19 protein-coding genes are annotated in these 17,493 nt (G+C 67.6%); 9 read left to right on the forward strand and 10 right to left on the reverse strand.

Annotated features, from left to right (window positions below):
* Nucleotides 1-174 precede the first annotated feature (174 nt).
* Nucleotides 175-1,416, reverse strand: coding sequence for a hypothetical protein (locus SH591_RS01620; protein ID WP_324750236.1), 1,242 nt, complete (start codon nucleotides 1,414-1,416; stop codon nucleotides 175-177).
* Between the two features lie 200 nt (nucleotides 1,417-1,616).
* Between SH591_RS01620 and yaaA the strand changes: the two genes are divergently transcribed.
* The 3 genes from yaaA to trmFO all read left to right on the forward strand — a co-directional run bounded on the left by yaaA (nucleotide 1,617) and on the right by trmFO (nucleotide 6,764).
* Nucleotides 1,617-2,372: a peroxide stress protein YaaA gene (yaaA, locus tag SH591_RS01625; protein ID WP_324750237.1), complete on the forward strand. Its 756-nt coding sequence runs from the start codon at nucleotides 1,617-1,619 to the stop codon at nucleotides 2,370-2,372.
* A gap of 152 nt (nucleotides 2,373-2,524) precedes the next feature.
* Nucleotides 2,525-5,248, forward strand: coding sequence for a DNA gyrase subunit A (gene gyrA / locus SH591_RS01630; protein WP_324750238.1), 2,724 nt, complete (start codon nucleotides 2,525-2,527; stop codon nucleotides 5,246-5,248).
* A gap of 172 nt (nucleotides 5,249-5,420) precedes the next feature.
* On the forward strand, nucleotides 5,421-6,764 hold the full coding sequence (gene trmFO, locus SH591_RS01635; RefSeq protein WP_324750239.1) for a methylenetetrahydrofolate--tRNA-(uracil(54)-C(5))-methyltransferase (FADH(2)-oxidizing) TrmFO: 1,344 nt from the start codon (nucleotides 5,421-5,423) through the stop codon (nucleotides 6,762-6,764).
* Nucleotides 6,765-6,780: 16 nt separating this feature from the next.
* On the opposite strand, the gene SH591_RS01640 is transcribed toward trmFO, so the two are convergent.
* The 7 genes from SH591_RS01640 to eno all read right to left on the reverse strand — a co-directional run bounded on the left by SH591_RS01640 (nucleotide 6,781) and on the right by eno (nucleotide 13,244).
* A complete protein-coding gene (locus tag SH591_RS01640; protein WP_324750240.1) occupies nucleotides 6,781-7,788 on the reverse strand; it encodes a proline iminopeptidase-family hydrolase in 1,008 nt (335 codons plus the stop codon).
* A 58-nt stretch (nucleotides 7,789-7,846) separates the two neighbouring features.
* On the reverse strand, nucleotides 7,847-8,284 hold the full coding sequence (locus SH591_RS01645) for an EF-hand domain-containing protein (RefSeq protein WP_324750241.1): 438 nt from the start codon (nucleotides 8,282-8,284) through the stop codon (nucleotides 7,847-7,849).
* A 74-nt stretch (nucleotides 8,285-8,358) separates the two neighbouring features.
* Nucleotides 8,359-9,012 (reverse strand): squalene/phytoene synthase family protein, encoded by a 654-nt coding sequence (locus tag SH591_RS01650; protein WP_324750242.1) that lies wholly within the window; start codon nucleotides 9,010-9,012, stop codon nucleotides 8,359-8,361.
* A 19-nt stretch (nucleotides 9,013-9,031) separates the two neighbouring features.
* The gene (locus SH591_RS01655; RefSeq protein ID WP_324750243.1) at nucleotides 9,032-10,423 is read right to left on the reverse strand and encodes a pyruvate dehydrogenase complex E1 component subunit beta; all 1,392 of its coding nucleotides are present in this window, start codon (nucleotides 10,421-10,423) and stop codon (nucleotides 9,032-9,034) included.
* Complete coding sequence (pdhA, locus tag SH591_RS01660; protein WP_322830505.1) at nucleotides 10,423-11,484, reverse strand: pyruvate dehydrogenase (acetyl-transferring) E1 component subunit alpha; 1,062 nt, start codon at nucleotides 11,482-11,484, stop codon at nucleotides 10,423-10,425. Before pdhA ends, SH591_RS01655 begins: the two co-directional genes overlap by 1 nt.
* Before the next feature lie 123 nt (nucleotides 11,485-11,607).
* Nucleotides 11,608-11,895, reverse strand: a complete 288-nt coding sequence (locus SH591_RS01665; protein ID WP_324750244.1) for an FtsB family cell division protein — start codon at nucleotides 11,893-11,895, stop codon at nucleotides 11,608-11,610.
* A gap of 62 nt (nucleotides 11,896-11,957) precedes the next feature.
* Nucleotides 11,958-13,244 carry a phosphopyruvate hydratase gene (gene eno / locus SH591_RS01670; RefSeq protein ID WP_324750245.1) on the reverse strand — a complete coding sequence of 429 codons (1,287 nt, stop codon included), beginning with the start codon at nucleotides 13,242-13,244 and terminating at the stop codon, nucleotides 11,958-11,960.
* Nucleotides 13,245-13,404: 160 nt separating this feature from the next.
* On the opposite strand from eno, the gene SH591_RS01675 reads away from it, so the two are divergent.
* The 6 genes from SH591_RS01675 to SH591_RS01700 all read left to right on the forward strand — a co-directional run bounded on the left by SH591_RS01675 (nucleotide 13,405) and on the right by SH591_RS01700 (nucleotide 16,315).
* The gene (locus tag SH591_RS01675; RefSeq protein ID WP_324750246.1) at nucleotides 13,405-14,037 is read left to right on the forward strand and encodes a hypothetical protein; all 633 of its coding nucleotides are present in this window, start codon (nucleotides 13,405-13,407) and stop codon (nucleotides 14,035-14,037) included.
* Nucleotides 14,038-14,039: 2 nt separating this feature from the next.
* Nucleotides 14,040-14,426, forward strand: coding sequence for a phage holin family protein (locus tag SH591_RS01680; protein WP_322830509.1), 387 nt, complete (start codon nucleotides 14,040-14,042; stop codon nucleotides 14,424-14,426).
* Complete coding sequence (locus SH591_RS01685) at nucleotides 14,423-14,815, forward strand: DUF3618 domain-containing protein (protein WP_322830510.1); 393 nt, start codon at nucleotides 14,423-14,425, stop codon at nucleotides 14,813-14,815. The genes SH591_RS01680 and SH591_RS01685 overlap by 4 nt, the downstream gene beginning before the upstream one ends.
* Nucleotides 14,812-15,333, forward strand: a complete 522-nt coding sequence (locus tag SH591_RS01690) for a hypothetical protein (protein ID WP_324750247.1) — start codon at nucleotides 14,812-14,814, stop codon at nucleotides 15,331-15,333. Before SH591_RS01685 ends, SH591_RS01690 begins: the two co-directional genes overlap by 4 nt.
* A gap of 98 nt (nucleotides 15,334-15,431) precedes the next feature.
* Nucleotides 15,432-16,013: an MlaC/ttg2D family ABC transporter substrate-binding protein gene (locus SH591_RS01695; RefSeq protein WP_322830512.1), complete on the forward strand. Its 582-nt coding sequence runs from the start codon at nucleotides 15,432-15,434 to the stop codon at nucleotides 16,011-16,013.
* 71 nt (nucleotides 16,014-16,084) lie between these two features.
* Complete coding sequence (locus tag SH591_RS01700; RefSeq protein ID WP_322830513.1) at nucleotides 16,085-16,315, forward strand: DUF4170 domain-containing protein; 231 nt, start codon at nucleotides 16,085-16,087, stop codon at nucleotides 16,313-16,315.
* 6 nt (nucleotides 16,316-16,321) lie between these two features.
* On the opposite strand, the gene SH591_RS01705 is transcribed toward SH591_RS01700, so the two are convergent.
* Together SH591_RS01705 and greA are read right to left on the reverse strand one after the other, a co-directional pair.
* The gene (locus SH591_RS01705; RefSeq protein ID WP_324750248.1) at nucleotides 16,322-16,963 is read right to left on the reverse strand and encodes a rhomboid family intramembrane serine protease; all 642 of its coding nucleotides are present in this window, start codon (nucleotides 16,961-16,963) and stop codon (nucleotides 16,322-16,324) included.
* 1 nt (nucleotide 16,964) lies between these two features.
* Nucleotides 16,965-17,444: a transcription elongation factor GreA gene (greA, locus tag SH591_RS01710; RefSeq protein ID WP_324750249.1), complete on the reverse strand. Its 480-nt coding sequence runs from the start codon at nucleotides 17,442-17,444 to the stop codon at nucleotides 16,965-16,967.
* Between the last annotated feature and the right edge of the window lie 49 nt (nucleotides 17,445-17,493).

Raw genomic sequence — 17,493 nt, forward strand, 5'->3', positions numbered from 1 at the left:
CGCGGCGGGCCGGCCTCCGGGTCGCCTGACGACGGTGGTAACGCGCCGCGCGGCGGGGCGGAAGCGGCTTGTTGAGCCGCGTTGCAATATGGGACGGACTTGCGCCCGCCCCTCACCGCGGCACGAAAAAGGGGCGCCGGATCGCTCCGACGCCCCTTTCGAACCCGGTCGGGCTTAGCCGCGCTGGGCGAGCCAGAGCAGCCAGAACTGGGCGAGCTCGGCGCGCGGGCCGGTGACGGCCTTGAACGCGGTCTCCGCTTCGGGGCGGTTGCCGGCCAGTGCCAGCGCCATGCCGAGGCGGGTGTTGGCAATGTTGGCGTCGACCGAACCCTTGCTCAGAGCCGCCTTGTAGAGGCTGGCGGCCTTCGCATAGTCGCCATAGCCGTAATAGACGTCGCCGGCGGTCAGCGCCTTGGCGCCGGTCGGCGCGGCGAGCGCGGCCTTCTCGACGCCGCCGAGCGACGCGCGGTCCTCGGCAACGCGGCGGTTCACGACCGAGAGCAGGTCCTTGAACGCAGCCTTATTCGGATCGACCATGCGCGACGCGACGCCCTCGTCGAGCACGGCCTTGGCCTCGCCCGGCAGGCCGCGATCGTTGGCGGCATCGGCCAGCTCGAAGAAGTCGCGCTCGCCGTTGAGCGCCTTGGCGGCACGCATCAGGCGCAGCGTGTCGGTCGAGGTGACCGGATCGAGCTTCGAGACGTCGCGATAGATGAGCAGGGCGTCGCGCCAGTTGGTCGCGTTCGGGTAAGCGGCGAGCAGGTCGCGCGTGAACTTGACCGCCTGCGCCGGCTGCTTGCCGTCATAAGCGAGCTTCAGCGCGCGCTTGTACCAGCTCTCCGGCACCGCGCCGCTGGCCTTCTTCAGCTGGATAGCGCGCTCGAAGAGCGGCACAGCCTCGTTGACCTTGTTGGCGCTGTTCTTCGCTTCGGCGAGAAGCACGATGGCGTCGGCGTCGTTGGGCGCATATTCCACCCACTTGGTGTAGGCGGCCTCGGCCTTCTTGAGATCGCGCGCGCTGGACGCGAGCGCGCCCTGATTCTTGTAGAGCTGGGCGAGCGATTCCTGGGGCGCGCCGCCGCTGGCGATCATGCCGTCGATCGCCTGCGCCTGGAGCGCCGTATTGTTGGTGCCGAGACCGATGCGGAGCTGCATCGCCGCGGTGAGGTAGCGGGCGTCGGTGCCCTGTGCGGCGGCCTGCGCGGCCGGCAGAGCGGCCTGGGCGGCGGCCCAATCCTGGGCGGTGACGGCGGTCTGGAGCGGTATGAGGGCGGCGCGCTCTTCCTTGCTCAGCTTCGGGCCGGCCTTCTGCTCTTCCTGCTTCTTCTTCTGGGCGAGAGCCGGGGAGGTCGCGACCACCGAGGCGCCGCCAAGTGCCAGCGCTACGCCGAACGCGATCTTCGAAACGGAATTCATAAAAGCTGCCTCCTGTTGACCGCCTCTCCTGACGGCCGGGGGATGAAAGGACGTCGGGGTTTCTACGCCCAATTCCCCGCGCTTTCTAGATTCTCTGCGGTGAACGGCGCTTGAACCGGCAAGACGCTCTTTTCGTACGCTAATTTCGTCGCAGGAGCGCGCATTTGACGCGCAGCGCACCGCTGGCTACCCGCTTTGCCATGCTTGCAGTGATATCGCCCGCCAAGACGCTCGATTACGCGCGTCCCCTCCCCGCGCTGACCCCGACCGAGCCGGTTTTTGCCGAGGATGCGGCCGCCCTCGCCGCGGCCGCCGCGAAATTGTCGGGCAAGAAGCTCGCCGCTTTGATGCGCATTTCCGACACGCTGGCCAAACTCAACGTCGAGCGCTTCCGCACCTTCCCCGACCAGCCCGCCCGCCCGGCCATCTATGCCTTTGCCGGCGACGTCTATACCGGCTTCGAGGTCCGCAGCCTCGACGAGGAGGCCGTGCTCTACGCCCAGGATCATCTCCGCATCCTCTCCGGCCTCTACGGGCTGCTGCGCCCACTCGACGCGATCCGCCCCTACCGGCTCGAAATGGGCACGCGCTGGGCGCCGCGCAAAGTCAATCTCTACGCTTATTGGGACACGCGCATTGCCGCCCGCCTGGCCGATGACCTCGCGGAATCGGGCGAAGCCACCATCATCAACGTCGCCAGCAAGGAATATTGGGGCGCCGTCGCCGATCACCTGCCCGCCGAGGCCCGCGTGATCGAGATCGACTTCCGCGAGGAAGGGCCGTCCGGGCTGCGCTTCAACACGTTTGCCGCCAAGCGCGCCCGCGGCATGATGGCGCGCTACATTTGCGAGCATCGCATCGACCAGGCCGAGGGCGTCAAAGGCTTCGACAGCGACGGCTATGCCTTCGACCCTGCCAACAGCGACGAGACGCGCTGGCGCTTCACCCGCGCCTGAACCACGCAGCGCCTGGGCCACCCAAGGACCCCTCGCGCGCGTACATACGCGTACGTGCGCGAGGGGTGGCGCTCTCCGGCACCATCGGCTAGAGACCGACCTTCCAGATCCGCGTGCCCCGCGCACCAGTACCCACAGCTCAGGAATTCCCTTTGGCCAGCGTACCGCCGACCACCGAAAACAGCGACATCACCCCGATCAGCATCGTCGAGGAGATGAAGACCTCCTACCTCGATTACGCGATGTCGGTGATCGTCAGCCGCGCCCTGCCCGACGTGCGCGACGGCCTGAAACCGGTCCACCGGCGCATCCTCTACGCGGCCCAGGAAGCCGGCTTCGTCGCCGGGCGTCCCTATCGCAAGTCGGCCCGCCTGGTCGGCGAGGTGATGGGTAAATATCACCCGCACGGCGACAGTTCGATCTACGACGCGCTGGCGCGCATGACCCAGGACTGGTCGATGCGGGTTCCGCTGATCGACGGCCAGGGCAATTTCGGGTCGATGGATCCCGATCCGCCGGCGGCGATGCGCTATACCGAGGCGCGCCTCGCCCGCGTCGCCAATGCCCTGCTCGACGACATCGACAAGGACACGGTCGACTTCCAGCCCAATTACGACGCGTCGGAGAGCGAGCCGCAGGTCCTGCCCGCGCGCTTCCCGAACATCCTCGTCAACGGCGCCGGCGGCATCGCGGTCGGCATGGCGACCAACATCCCGCCGCACAATCTCGGCGAAGTGCTCAAGGCCTGTAAGGCCTATATCGCCAATCCCGGCATCACGATCGACGAGCTGATCGAGATCGTCCCCGGTCCGGACTTCCCGACCGGTCCCCTGATCCTCGGCCAGGCCGGCGCCCGCAGCGCCTATCACAACGGCCGCGGCTCGATCATGATGCGCTCGCGCCACATCATCGAGACCAAGCGCGGCGACCGCCAGCAGATCGTGCTCACCGCCATCCCCTACCAGGTCGGCAAGAACGGCTTGGTCGAGAAGATCGCCGAGGCCGCCAAGGACAAGCGCATCGAGGGCGTCTCCGACATTCGGGATGAATCGAGCCGCGAGGGCGTCCGCGTCGTCATCGAGCTGAAGCGCGACGCCACGGCCGACGTCGTCCTCAACCAGCTCTGGCGCCACACCCCGGCCCAGACCAGCTTCCCGGCCAACATGCTCGCGATCCGCGGCGGCCGCCCCGAGACGCTCAACCTGCGCGACATCATCGAGGCGTTCGTCAAGTTCCGCGAGGAAGTGATCACGCGCCGCGCCAAGTTCGAACTGAACAAGGCGCGCGACCGGGCCCATATCCTGCTCGGCCTCGTCATCGCCGTCACCAACCTCGACGAGGTGGTGCGCATCATCCGCGGCGCCGCCTCCCCCGCCGAAGCGCGCGCCGCCTTGCTCACCCGCGACTGGCCGATCGAGGAGATCGCGCCGTACATCGCTCTCGTCGAGGCGATCGAGAGCGTCGGCGACGCCTCCACCTATCGCCTCAGCGATGTCCAGGTCCGTGCGATCCTCGATCTCCGCCTGCACCGCCTCACCGCGCTCGGCCGCGACGAGATCGGCGGCGAATTGAAGGAACTGGCCACCTCGATCGGCGAACTGCTCGAGATCCTCGGCAACCGCGCCCGCCTCTACGAGGTGATGGTCGCGGAATTTGACGAGATCGAAGCGGCCTATGCGACGCCGCGGGTCACCGAGATCGCCCCTGCCGCCGACGGCATCGACGACGAGGATCTGATCGAGCGCGAGGACATGGTCGTCACCGTGACCATGGAAGGCTATATCAAGCGCACGCCGCTCGACACCTTCCGCGCCCAGAACAAGGGCGGCAAGGGCCGCGCCGGCATGGCGACCAAGGACGCGGATGCGGTCACGCACCTGTTCGTCACCTCGACCCACACGCCGGTCCTGTTCTTCTCCACCGAGGGCAAGGTCTACCGCATGAAGGTGTGGCGCCTGCCCGAGGGCGGGCCCGCCACGCGCGGCCGGCCGATGATCAACCTGCTGCCGTTGGCGCCGGGCGAGACCATCTCCACCGTGCTGCCGCTGCCCGAGGACGAGGATGAATGGAGCGCGCTCCACGTCATGTTCGCCACGGCGAGGGGATCGGTCCGGCGCAACTCGATGGACGCCTTCGCGAACATCCGCACCAGCGGCAAGATCGCGATGCGCTTCGAGGAAGGGTCCGAGGACCGCCTGATCGGCGTGTCGCTGCTCACCGAGGATGACGACGTTCTCCTCGCCACTAAGCAGGGCAAGGCGATCCGCTTCGCCGCCACCGACGTGCGCGAATTCCAGAGCCGCGATTCGACCGGCGTGCGCGGCGCCCGCCTCGCCGAGGGCGACGAGGTCATCTCGATGTCGGTGCTGCGCGGCTTCGACGCCACACCGCAGGAGCGCGAGGATTATCTGAAGGCCGCGCCATGGAAGGAAGGCGACCGCGAAGTCACCCTCTCGCCCGAGCGCATGGCCGAATTCGAGGCGGCCGAGCAGTTCGTCCTCACCGTCACCGCCAACGGCTACGGCAAGCGCACCTCGGCCTACGAATATCGCCGCACCAACCGCGGCGGCCAGGGCATCACCAACATCGTCAGCTCGGACCGCAACGGCCCGGTCGTCGCGAGCTTCCCGGCCAGCAGCGGCGAGCAATTGATGCTGGTCACCGATCAGGCCAAGCTCATCCGCACCACGGTCGGCTCGGTCCGCGTGACCGGGCGCAACACCCAGGGCGTGATCCTCTTCCGCGTCGCCGACAACGAGCATGTCGTCTCGGCCGCGCGGATCGAGGAGAGCGAGGACGAAGCCGAGGCCATCGTCGACGTCGCCGACCAGACCCTGCAGGCCAGCGACGCGGTGATCGAGGGCGGCGAGGAGTAATCGGCAGAGCCGACACTCCCTACGTCTGAACCGTTCAGGCTGAGCCTGTCGAAGCCCTGCCATTCTCCGAGCTCAGACGAGCGGAATGGCAGGAAAGCCCTTCGACAGGCTCAGGGCGAACCGGGTCCGCGCAGGCTTTCCTCGCGCGGCGCAAGCGCCTATCGGACGGGCCATGAAGGAACAGGTGCATATCATCGGCGGCGGGCTCGCCGGGTCCGAAGCCGCGTGGCAGCTCGCCCAGGCGGGCGTAAAGGTGAAGATCAGCGAGATGCGCGGATCGGGCGAGATGACCCCCGCCCACCAGACCGACGGCCTCGCCGAGCTCGTCTGCTCGAACAGCTTCCGGAGCGACGATGCCGAGAACAATGCGGTCGGCCTGCTCCACGCCGAGATGCGCGCCCTGGGCTCGCTGATCATGGCCGCGGCCGACCGCCACAAGGTCCCGGCGGGCTCAGCGCTCGCCGTCGACCGCGACGGCTTCTCGGCCGAGGTCACCGAGACGTTGGCCGCCCACCCCAATGTCGAGATCGTGCGCGAGCGGATCGACATCCTGCCTGAGGATCCGTCGGTGCCGGTGATCGTCGCGACCGGCCCGCTGACCGCGGCACGGCTCGCGGAATCGATCGGCGCCGCGACCGGTAGCGACCACCTCGCCTTCTTCGACGCGATCGCCCCGATCGTGCACCGCGATTCGATCGACATGGACATTTGCTGGATGGCGTCGCGCTGGGACAAGGTCGGCCCCGAAGGCGACGGCAAGGACTATATCAACTGCCCGATGACGAAGGAGCAGTATCTCGCCTTCCATCAGGGCCTGCTCGACGGCGAGAAGACCGAGTTCCGCGACTGGGAGAAGGACACGCCCTATTTCGAGGGCTGCATGCCGATCGAGGTCATGGCCGAGCGCGGCCTCGACACGTTGCGCTTCGGACCGATGAAGCCGGTCGGGCTCGACGATCCCAAGACCGGGCGCTGGCCCCATGCGGTCGTCCAGCTCCGCCAGGACAATGCGCTCGGCACGCTCTGGAACATGGTCGGCTTCCAGACCAAGTTGAAATATGCCGACCAGGTCCGCCTGTTCCGCACCATCCCGGGGCTCGAGAATGCCGAGTTCGCGCGGCTGGGCGGCCTTCACCGCAACACGTTCATCAATTCGCCCGAATTGCTCGACGGCAAATTGCGCCTCAAGAAGGCGCCGCACATCCGCTTCGCCGGCCAGATCACCGGCTGCGAGGGCTATGTCGAATCCTCGGCCATGGGCCTGATCGCGGGGCGCTTCGCCGCGGCCGAAGTCAGCGGCGTGGAGATTCCGGCGCCGCCGACGACGACCGCTTTGGGCGCGCTTCTCGGCCACATCACCGGCGGCGCCGAGGCGCAGACCTATCAGCCGATGAACGTCAATTTCGGACTGTTCCCGCCGATCGAGGGCAAGACCAAGAAGAAGGAGCGCAAGGGCCTCTACACCGCCCGCGCCCGCGAGGCGCTGAGCGCATGGCAGGCCGGCCTGAGCGCCTGATCCGGCTGATCCTCGCTCAGCCAGCGTCCCGGCTGGCGAGCCAGGGACGCAATATGGCGAGATAGGCTTCCGGATTGTCGCCCATCGCGAGGTGGGCGGCCGCCGGAACTTCGCGGAACGTCGCGCCCGGGACCTGGCGGGCGAACCCGGCCACCGTCGCCGGCAGCGCCTCGTCATGCTCGCCGGCCACGAAAAGGGTGCGGCGTCCATCAAGGCGCTCGAGCAGGTGCCGCCCGTCATAATCCTTGAGCGTGCCGCTCGCGGTGAATTCGGCGCGGCCCCACATGTGGCGGTAGACGTCCTCGCTGAAGCTGCGCGGCAGCGCCTCCTTGTAAGCCGCGATCGCGGGCGGCGGCTCGGTCAGGTGGACGTGGCGCGCATAGAAAGCGTCAGTCGCCGCCGCGCACGCCTCTGCCGAAGCCTTTCCTTCGCTGTCGCAGGCATAGAGCAAATCGCGCGTCGCCGGCGGCATCCGGTCCTTCAGCACGCGCGCATCGCGCAGCCAGATATCGGTCGAGACGAGAAGCGACTGGAGCACCGCACTGGCCAGTTCCTTGGGCTGCCGCGCCGCATATTCCAGCGCCACCGTGCCGCCCCAGCTCGCGCCCAGCACATGCCAGCGCGGCACGTCGAGCGCCGCGCGGATCGCGTCGAGCTCCGCCACGAAGCGCGGCACCGTCCAATTGGCCGGATCGGCCGGATGATCCGAACGGCCGCTGTCGAGCTGGTCGTAGAGGATGACGGCGCGCTCGTCGGCAAGGGCGGTCGCGTTGAGGAAATACCAGTGCGAGCTGCCCGGGCCGCCGTGCAGCAGCACGATCGGCGGCCGCGGACCGGCGAGGTCGCCGTTTATCCGCACATAGACGCGTCCGCCCGACACCTCGACCATCTCCTCCCGGTCCGGTCGAAGCCGGATTCCGGGATGCATCGGCCCGACCTTGCCGCGGGCCGGTGCCGCCAGCGCGGCGGCGCCGGCAGCGAGGAGTGTGCGACGGGTGAAGCGCAGTCCGGCGTTGCTGGTCATGTGCGGAACCTGCCAAGGTCGCGTCGCGCTGGCAATCGGGGACGGACGCGACCGACGCTCAGCAGGCGCATTTCTTCCGCGCCGGCTTGGGCCTGGTCGCCGCATACTCGGCTGCGCTCAGCGCGCCGTTGCGGTCGCCGTCGGCCTTGGCGAATTTCTCCGCCGTCTTCACCGACCATTCCTCGAAGCTCAGGCTGCCGCTGCCGTCGGCGTCGAGCCTGGCGAAGGCCTTGCGGCGCGGCTCGAGCAATTCCGCGCGGGTGATGCGGCCGTCCTCGTCCTTGTCGGCGCGGGCGAAGCGTTTCTCCTCGCGGCTCTTCTCGGTCGCGGCCGGCGGCTCCGGGCGCGACGGCTGGAGCGGCGTCACCAGCGGCGCGGCCGCGGGCGCAGGCGCCGGCGGGATCACGCTCTCCGCGTCGGCCTGGCTTTTCCAGAGGAAGAAGCCTGCCGCAACCAGCAGCAAAGTGGCCGCCCCTCCGGCCAGCAAACGGGGCATCGCCTCCTCCCTTGTCGCGAGAGGCGAAACCTACAAGAAAAGTTTGGGAGGGTTCGAAAAGCCTCCTGATCGGATCATTTGCCGGTGAGGCGATGGCCCAGCATGCGCAGCATCCGTCGCGGCGCGCCCTGCGGCTCGAGGTCGCCCACCGAGCCGGCGGCATCGCGCCAGGCGAGCGCGGCGAGCATGCCGAGCGGGCGCAGGGCCGACGGCCAGCGCGCCGCCGCTCCACGCTCGCGCGCTGCCGCGAGCGCCGCGCTTGCATCGGGTTCGCCGCTGTGGCGGGCGAGGTCGACGAGCGCCCACGCCTCCCCGCTCCGCTCCAGCGCGGCGTCGCTGCGGCCGCCGAGCAAGGTGGCGCTGTGCCGAAACAGCAACCGTCCCCGCGCCGCATAAAGGTCGAAATCGTCGCTTTCGAGCGCATGCTCATTGAGCAAGGCCGCCCAGCCCTGCTCCATCTCGGAGAGCGCGGCACCCGTCACTCCGGCGGGCAGGACATGAGCGGCGAGCGCCTGCAGCACCGGCTCGGCTGGCGCGCGCTCGCGGTCGAGCTTGGCGAGCGCCTCGCGCCACCAGGCGAGCTTGATCTGGCTGATGAGCGGCTCGCGCCCGGTAGCGATCGCGGCGCCCAAAGCGGCATCGAGCCGCCACAAGGCCTCGACCGCGGCCCGCCGCCCGGCCGGCACATAGGCCAGAGCGAGCGTGCGGTCGGGATCGAGCGGCGTCATGGCGTCACGCCATTGTTTCTCAGCGATAGGTGACCTTCTTCGCCGCCGCGACGACGTCTTCGACCTTGATCAGCGCGAGCTTCTCGAGATTGGCGGCGCAGGGCAGCGGCACGTCCTCGTTGGTGACGCGCAGCACCGGGGCGTCGAGATCGTCGAAGCCCTGCTCCATCACCACGGCCATGATCTCGGACGAGATCGAGCAGACCGGCCAGCCTTCTTCGACGCAGACCAGGCGATTGGTCTTGGCGACGCTGTCGAGCACCGTGCGCGTGTCGAGCGGGCGCAGGGTGCGCAGGTCGATGACCTCGGCCTCGATGCCTTCGGCGGCGAGCTCCTCGGCCGCGTCGAGCGCAACGCCGACGCCGATCGAATAGCTTACCAGGGTGACGTCCTTGCCCTCGCGAGCGACCCGCGCCTTGCCGATCGGCAGGACATAATCGTCGAGCTTGGGAACCTCGAAGCTCTGGCCGTAAAGCAATTCGTTCTCGAGGAATACGACCGGATCTTCAGACCGGATGGCAGCTTTCAGCAGGCCCTTGGCGTCGGCCGCGCTATAGGGCGCGATGACGACCAGGCCGGGGACGTTGGCGTACCAGGGGGCGTAATTCTGGCTGTGCTGCGCGCCGACGCGCGAGGCGGCACCGTTCGGGCCGCGGAACACCATCGGACAGCGCATCTGGCCGCCGGACATATAGTTGGTCTTGGCGGCCGAATTGATGATGTGGTCGATCGCCTGCATGGCGAAGTTGAACGTCATGAACTCGATGATCGGGCGCAGGCCGCCCATCGCCGCGCCGGTGCCAACGCCGGCAAAGCCATATTCGGTGATCGGCGTGTCGATCACGCGGCCTGCGCCGAACTCGTCGAGCAGGCCCTGGGTGACCTTGTAGGCGCCCTGATATTCGGCGACTTCCTCGCCCATCACGAACACGCGCTCGTCGGCGCGCATTTCCTCGGCCATCGCGTCGCGCAGCGCTTCGCGGACCGTGGTGCGGACCATTTCGGTTCCCGCCGGCATCTCCGGATCGACGCGCAGGCTGGCCGGCGCCTTCTCGGGCTTTGCCGCGACGGCGACATGGGCCTGCTGCTCGGAGGCTTCCTCCGCCTGGGCCACCGGCGCAGCGGGCGCCTCGGCCGGGGCGGCAACGCCGACGTCGGCGGCATTCTCGCCCTCGGTGGCCATGATCGCGATCACGGTGCCGACCTTCACCTCGTCGGTGCCTTCCGGAACGACGATCCGGGCGATCGTGCCCTCGTCGACGGCCTCGAACTCCATCGTCGCCTTGTCGGTCTCGATCTCGGCCAGGATGGTGCCGGAGACGACCTCGTCGCCTTCCTTCACCAGCCACTTGGCAAGCGTGCCTTCCTCCATGGTCGGGGAAAGCGCGGGCATCTTCAGTTCGATCGGCATCAGTAGGTCTCGACCAGCACGTCGGTGTAAAGTTCGTCAGCCGCCGGCTCGGGCGACTGCTCGGCGAAATCGGCGGACTCGGCGACGATCTGGCGGATATTCTTGTCGATCGTCTTCAGTTCGTCCTCGCTGACGCCCAGCGCTTCTAGTTCGCGCTTCGCCGCCTCGATCGGGTCGGACTTGTCGCGCACCGACTGCACTTCCTCGCGCGAACGGTATTTGGCCGGGTCGGACATCGAGTGGCCGCGATAACGATAGGTCTTGAACTCGAGCAGGATCGGGCCCTTGCCACCGCGCACCCATTCGAGCGCCGTGGTGGCGGCGCCGCGCACCGCGAGCACGTCCATGCCGTCGACCTGCAGGCCCGGGATGCGGAAGCTCTCGCCGCGCTTGTAGAACTGGTCCTCGGACGAAGCACGGTTCACGCTCGTGCCCATCGCATATTGGTTGTTCTCGATCACGAAGATGATCGGGAGGTTCCAGAGCTGGGCCATGTTGAAGCTCTCGTACACCTGGCCCTGGTTGGCCGCGCCGTCGCCGAAATAAGCGAGGCAGACGCCACCGTCGTTGCTGTACTTGTGCTTGAAGGCGAGGCCGGTGCCGAGGCTGACCTGGGCGCCGACGATGCCGTGGCCGCCGTAGAACTTATGCTCCACGGAGAACATGTGCATCGAGCCGCCCTTGCCCTTCGAGATGCCGGCCTGGCGGCCGGTGAGCTCGGCCATGATGACGTTGGGATCGATGCCGTAGGCGAGCATGTGGCCATGGTCGCGATAGCCGGTGATGACCGAGTCCTTGCCGATCTCGAGCGCCGACTGGAGGCCGACCGCGACCGCTTCCTGGCCGATATAGAGGTGGCAGAAGCCGCCGATCAGGCCGAGGCCGTAAAGCTGGCCCGCGCGCTCCTCGAAGCGGCGGATGAGCAGCATCTGGCGATAGAATTCGAGCATCTCGGCCTTGTCGGCCTTGTGCCGCTGCGGCTCGGGCGGGCGCTCCCGGTTGGGGATCGCCGGCGCGGCGGCCGTAGCGTCTGCACGTTTCGAAGAGGATGGCTTGGCCACGATTCAGGCCCTTCCCTAGGTCCGTTTCTGGTTAGTCGCCGGACCCTATGGCTGCAAAGTGCGGGCGGTGCAACAGCGGCTAGCCGCAGCCGCGAGGCACGGACTTGGCAGGGATGACGGCGCTTACTCGGTGATCGGGATGACGACTTCGTCGGGGCGGACGAGGCCGAGCTGGCTGCGCACCATCTCGTCGGCCAGATCGGGATCGGCCTTGCGCGGATCAAGCAGGTCGGCGCGATGGGCGAGCTTGGCCTTATGCTCCTCGAGCTGGGCCAGTTCGACCGCGCGCTCCACCTTGAGGCGGCGATAATCGCCCCACGACAGGATGCCGTTCGACCCCACGATCGCATAGCCGAGGAAGTTGGCGATGATGAGCACGGCCAGCGCCGGAAGCGCCGCCCGCTTGATCATCGCCACAGTCCGGAGTGTGCCCGCCTTCATGGATTAACCAGAATCAGTTTATCGCTTGGGAATCAAGCCCTTTTCGAAGCGAAGATGGATCGCCCGGCATATTTCGCGGCCGAGCCGAGCTCTTCCTCGATGCGGATCAGCTGGTTGTATTTGGCGAGCCGGTCCGAGCGCGCCAGCGAGCCGGTCTTGATTTGCCCGCAATTGGTGGCGACGGCGAGGTCGGCGATGGTCGTGTCCTCGGTCTCGCCCGAGCGGTGCGACATCACCGCCGTGTAACCGGCGCGCTGCGCCATCGACACCGCTTCGAGCGTCTCCGACAAAGTGCCGATCTGGTTGACCTTGACCAAGAGCGAGTTGGCCAGCCCCTGCGCGATGCCCATTTCCAGGCGGCGCGGGTTGGTGACGAACAGGTCGTCGCCGACCAGCTGGACCTTGTCGCCGACCAGGTCGGTCAGGATCTTCCAGCCTTCGAAATCGTCCTCGGACATGCCGTCCTCGATCGACAGGATCGGGTAGCGGCGGGTGAGATCGGCCAGATATTCGGCCATCTCGCCCGACGAGAGCGTCTTGCCCTCCCCGACCATGCGGTAGGCGCCATCCTTGTAGAATTCGGTGGCGGCGCAATCGAGCGCGAGTACGACGTCGTCACCGGGCGTGTAGCCGGCCTGCTCGACCGACTTCATAATGAAGTCGAGCGCATCGGTGGTCGAGGCGAGCGCCGGGGCGAAGCCGCCCTCGTCGCCCACCGCGGTGGAAAGACCGGCGTCGGAAAGCCGCTTCTTCAGCGTATGGAAGATCTCGGCGCCGCAGCGCACCGCTTCCTCGAGGCTGTCTGCGCCGACCGGCATCACCATGAATTCCTGGAAATCGATCGGATTGTCGGCATGCTCGCCGCCATTGATGATGTTCATCATCGGCACCGGCAGCACCTGCGCCGAAACCCCGCCGACATAGCGGTAGAGCGGAAGCGCGCGGGCATCGGCCGCGGCGCGCGCGATGGCCAGGCTGACGCCGAGGATGGCGTTGGCGCCGAGCCGCGCCTTGTTGTCGGTGCCGTCGAGCTCGATCAGCAGGGCGTCGATCTCGGGCTGGTCCTCGGCATCGAGGCCGGTGATCGCGTCGGCGATCTCGCCGCGCACGGCCTCGACCGCCTGCATCACGCCCTTGCCGAGATAGCGGCTTTTGTCCCCGTCGCGTTTTTCCACCGCCTCATGGGCACCGGTCGATGCGCCGGAGGGCACCGCGGCGCGGCCCATGCTACCGTCCTCGAGAAGCACCTCCACTTCCACGGTCGGGTTGCCCCGGCTGTCGAGAATCTGGCGGGCGTGGACGTCGAGAATCGCGGTCATTTGTTACGGCCTCGTTATGAGCTAGGATCGGCGATACGCGCGGCTTAGTGGCGAGCTTCCGGCGAAGCAACTTTCCTTTCCGGCCACGGAACGGAAGTTCGACCGCAAGTGTTTCGAGTCGCAAGAGGATTAGTCATCAAAACCCTGGAGGAAACAGTCCATGCCCCCTCGCAATTCCGAGCTGCCTGAAGGCACCGACCACATCATCAACGGCGCCATGGCCACCACCAGCGACAGCGGCGCGGAGCCGGGATCGGGCGGCGGCTTCGTGGGCAGCGCCGGTGCCGACGATACCGGCGGCACCGCGGCTGGGTCCTCGACCGCCCCGGTCAAGCAGCAGCTGCGCGACAGCGCCAACTCCCTGCGCGACCAGGCCGGCTCCAAGGCCCGCGAATATGCCGAAGACGGCAAGCAGCGCGCCACCACCGCGCTCGCAGACTTCTCGCGCGTGGTGAACGAAGCCGCCGATTCGATCGACGAGCGTCTGGGCGAACAATATGGCCGCTATGCCCGCCAGGCCGCGGACGCGGTTTCGGGCTATGCCGACACGCTCCGCAACAAGCAGGTCGACGAGCTCTATGACGACGCCCGCAACCTCGTCCGCAAGAGCCCGGCCGTGGCGATCGGCGTGGCGGCCGCCGTCGGCTTCGCGCTGGTGCGCCTCGTCAAGGCCGGCATGCCGGAGCAGGAAGGCGATCGCGACGTGAGCTTCACGCCCGATCCGAGCCTCGGCGCGGACAGCGGCGGCACGTCCGGCGCCAGCTCGGCCGGCGGCCCGGCCACGGGAGCCTGACGTTGGACGCGAGGGTGGAAACCCCGCAGACGGAGAGTTCGATCGGCGACCTGTTCCATCAGCTCGTCGGCGACGGCAAGGCGTATGTCAGCGCGGAGGTCAATCTCTACAAGGAGATAGCACGCCACCGCGCTGCCCAGGCCAAGGCCGGCGTGGCGGCGTTGGTGGCGGGCGCGGTGCTCGCTCTGTCGGGGCTGATCGCCTTCATGGTCGGGCTGGTGATGGGGCTCGCGCCCCTCGTCGGCCCGGTTCTGGGCGGGCTGATCGTGCTCGCAGTGTCCGGGCTCATCGCCTTCCTGCTGGTCCGCTTCGGCGCCGCGCGCATGGCGGCACTGAGCGGAACGCCCGAGGAAAAGGCCGCGCTCGCGGCCGGGGAGAACCGGCCATGAAGCAGGACAGCGTGAGGCTCGAACGCGCTCAGCGCGAAGTCGTCCAGGCCCGGCAGCGGGTGCAGTCGACGCTCGGCGCGCTGCAGTACCGTCTGAAGCCCGGCACCCTCGCCCATAACGCCTGGGACGGCGTCCGCGAGAAAAGCGGCGCGATTGCCGATGACGCCATGACGGCGGTGAAGGAACGCCCCGGCACCGTGTCCGGCGTCGTTGCCGGCATCGTCCTGTTCCTGGCACGCGAGCCATTGTGGCGCTTCGCCTCGGGCCTGTTCGCCGGCCGCGGCGACGAGCCGCCCGGCACGATCCACGCCAATCTCGACCATGATCCAGACTATGACCTCACCGCTCCGCGGGTGAAGAGGTCCCAATATGAAGGAGTGAGCGCATGACGACGACGACCGAAAACACACGCGGCGACAACGCGGGCACCAACGAAGGAGGCCGCCTCTCGGCTGCCGCAAGCCGCGTCCGCGAGACGGCGACGACCGCCCGCTCGCGCGCCGGTGACGCCTATGGCGCTGCCCGCGAGCGCACCGCCACCGCCTACAGCACGGCCCGCGAGAACGCTTCGCGCGCCACCCGCAAGACTGCCGACGGCATCGATTCCAACCCGGTCGGCGCGCTGGTCGGCGGGCTCGCGATCGGCGCCCTGCTCGCCGCCGTGCTGCCGCGCAGCCGCCGCGAGCAGGAATTGCTCGGCGATTACGGCCGCCGCGTCACCGACACTGCGCGCGAAGCAGCGAAGGCCGCTCGCGAGGCGGGCACCGAAAAGCTCGACGAGCTCGGTCTCAGCAAGGACGCCGCCAAGCAGAAGCTCAACGAACTCGCCAGCAATGCCGGCGAGGCCGTACGCACCTCGGCCGGCGCCGCAGCGCAGACGCTGAAAGGCGGATCGCAGCCCCAATAAGCCTTCGCACCGCGCGCCCAGGGACTGGACTTCCCCAAGGGAATCCGGAACTTGGGCGCGCGCCCGTGCGTCTTTGGGGGTCCAAGGAGAATCTATTGATGCGATTGATCACCAAGTCCGGCGCCGCCTTCGTGCTCGCGGCCGTCGCCCTTACCGCCCCGGCCCAGGCCGCGGTCGACAACAGCGATCCGGGCCGTTTCGTGCAGAGCCTCGCCCAGACCGGCTTCGGCGTCCTGAAGGGCAACCGCGCCTCGGCGCGCGGCCAGTTCCGCTCGCTCCTGTCGCAGCATTTTGCCGTCGAGACGATCGGCGACCGGCTGATCCAGCGCTGGCGTCCGACTTTGAAGCCGGCCCAGTACCAGGCCTACAAGTCCGCTTTCCCGAGCTTCATCGTCGGCACCTATGCCGACCGTCTCTACGATTATGCCAATGCCAGCATCAAGGTCGTCCGGGTCCAGAATCAGGGCAATAGTTCGGCGGTGCTGACGCAGGTTACCAAGCCCGGCGCCCGCCCGGCCAACGCCGTCTGGACAGTCACCAAGAGCGGCGATGGTTACAAGGTAACGAATCTCACCGTAAATGGCGTGAACTTGGCCGTGGCCCAACGCGCCGACTTCGATTCCTACGTTCAGCGCAACGGCTTCGACGCGCTCGTCGCCTTCATGAAAAGGCGCGGCTAAGCCACTCTCCCGGCTTGCCTCGGTTGGCGATCGTGCTAGGCGGTCGCCAACCCCAAAGGATCGAGGCGAACATGAGCAAAATGCATCTGGTATTCGGCGGACGCGTCAAGGATCCGCAAGGCCTGGACTTCGTCGACCTGCCCTCCGTGCACCTGGTCGGCCTGTTCCCCGATTATGCGAGCGCGGTCGACGCCTGGCGCGCCAACGCCCAGCGCACCGTCGACGATGCCGAGATGAAATATGTGGTGGTGCACCTCCACCGCCTGCTCGAGCCGTCGCTGGCCGAAGTCAGCCAGGGCTAAGCCGCCTTACGCCTTGCGGTAGCGGAGCAGCAGCAAGGGCGTGGTGAGCGCGAAGCCGGCAAAGAAGCCGCCGATATGGGCGGCGACCGCAACCGGCTGCGCGGTCCCGCTCGCGACGAACCCGAACATCAGCTGCAGCACGATCCAGGCCGCGCCCATCCAGGCAACGTTGAGCCAACGCGCCAGCACCGGATGCGCCACATTCACGCGGTTGCGGCTGAACAGCAGGGCATAGGCGCCGAATACCCCCGACACCGCCCCGCTCGCCCCGATCATCAGCGCCGCGCTGCCCGGCGCCGACAGCAACATCGCCGCCGCCGCGACATAGGCCGAGACCACGTAGAGGATCACGATCCCGCGCGCGCCCAGGATCGCCTCCGCCGCGCGGCCGCAGAAGAGCAGCATCAGCAGGTTGAAGGCGAGATGGACGAAATTGCCGTGGACGAGGGTCGCGGTGAGCGGCGTCAGCCAGACCGGCGCCAGCCCCTCGGCGCTGATCGAGCCATCGAGCCGGGCCGGAATGAAGGCGCCCCACACGGCCGCGTCCATCTCCCGCCCGAGCAGCATCGGCACGATCCAGGCCAGCGCGGTCGCGACCGCGATGGCGAGCGTCGCGCGCGCCTTGGTCCAGCTTTGCGGCGGGCGCAATTTAGATGAACTCGACCTTCTCGATCGAATAATATTTGTCGCCCGACGGCGCCGAGACCTCGACGTCCTCGCCGACGCTGCGGCCGATCAGCGCGCGGCCGAGCGGAGACGAATAAGAGATACGGCCGATCTTGGCGTCGGCCTCGGTCTGGCCGACGATCTGATACTTGATCGGCTTGTCATGCTCGTCGAGCAGATGGACGGTGGCGCCGAACACGACCTTGTCGCCCGACAAAGTCTTCGGATCGATCACCATCGCCCGGCTCAGCCGATCGTCGATGTCGGCGATTTGCGCCTCGACCTGGCCCTGCCGCTCCTTGGCGGCATGATATTCGGCATTTTCCGAAAGGTCGCCGTGAGCACGCGCTTCTTCAATTGCGTCGATGATCGCCGGACGCTCGACAGTTTTCAGGTGCCGGACTTCGGTCTGCAGCTTCTCATAGCCTTCGGCCAGCATCGGCATCTTGTCTACCGTCGCCATTTCACTGCCTTTCGTCAAAACTTCTTCTCGGCGGACTTGGAAAAGGCCA

The sequence above is a fragment of the Sphingomonas sp. LY54 genome (assembly GCF_035594035.1).
Lineage (GTDB): Bacteria > Pseudomonadota > Alphaproteobacteria > Sphingomonadales > Sphingomonadaceae > Allosphingosinicella.

Bases quoted from the DNA above. Each gene is read 5' to 3' on its own strand.
- SH591_RS01675 (WP_324750246.1), top strand. From the start codon at position 13,405: ATGCCCCCTCGCAATTCCGAGCTGCCTGAAGGCACCGACCACATCATC.
- SH591_RS01650 (WP_324750242.1), bottom strand. From the start codon at position 9,012: ATGACGCCGCTCGATCCCGACCGCACGCTCGCTCTGGCCTATGTGCCG.
- SH591_RS01690 (WP_324750247.1), top strand. From the start codon at position 14,812: ATGACGACGACGACCGAAAACACACGCGGCGACAACGCGGGCACCAAC.
- SH591_RS01665 (WP_324750244.1), bottom strand. From the start codon at position 11,895: ATGATCAAGCGGGCGGCGCTTCCGGCGCTGGCCGTGCTCATCATCGCC.
- SH591_RS01685 (WP_322830510.1), top strand. From the start codon at position 14,423: ATGAAGCAGGACAGCGTGAGGCTCGAACGCGCTCAGCGCGAAGTCGTC.
- SH591_RS01640 (WP_324750240.1), bottom strand. From the start codon at position 7,788: ATGACCAGCAACGCCGGACTGCGCTTCACCCGTCGCACACTCCTCGCT.
- greA (WP_324750249.1), bottom strand. From the start codon at position 17,444: ATGGCGACGGTAGACAAGATGCCGATGCTGGCCGAAGGCTATGAGAAG.
- SH591_RS01695 (WP_322830512.1), top strand. From the start codon at position 15,432: ATGCGATTGATCACCAAGTCCGGCGCCGCCTTCGTGCTCGCGGCCGTC.
- SH591_RS01655 (WP_324750243.1), bottom strand. From the start codon at position 10,423: ATGCCGATCGAACTGAAGATGCCCGCGCTTTCCCCGACCATGGAGGAA.
- SH591_RS01700 (WP_322830513.1), top strand. From the start codon at position 16,085: ATGAGCAAAATGCATCTGGTATTCGGCGGACGCGTCAAGGATCCGCAA.
- SH591_RS01645 (WP_324750241.1), bottom strand. From the start codon at position 8,284: ATGCCCCGTTTGCTGGCCGGAGGGGCGGCCACTTTGCTGCTGGTTGCG.
- trmFO (WP_324750239.1), top strand. From the start codon at position 5,421: ATGAAGGAACAGGTGCATATCATCGGCGGCGGGCTCGCCGGGTCCGAA.
- yaaA (WP_324750237.1), top strand. From the start codon at position 1,617: ATGCTTGCAGTGATATCGCCCGCCAAGACGCTCGATTACGCGCGTCCC.
- eno (WP_324750245.1), bottom strand. From the start codon at position 13,244: ATGACCGCGATTCTCGACGTCCACGCCCGCCAGATTCTCGACAGCCGG.
- SH591_RS01620 (WP_324750236.1), bottom strand. From the start codon at position 1,416: ATGAATTCCGTTTCGAAGATCGCGTTCGGCGTAGCGCTGGCACTTGGC.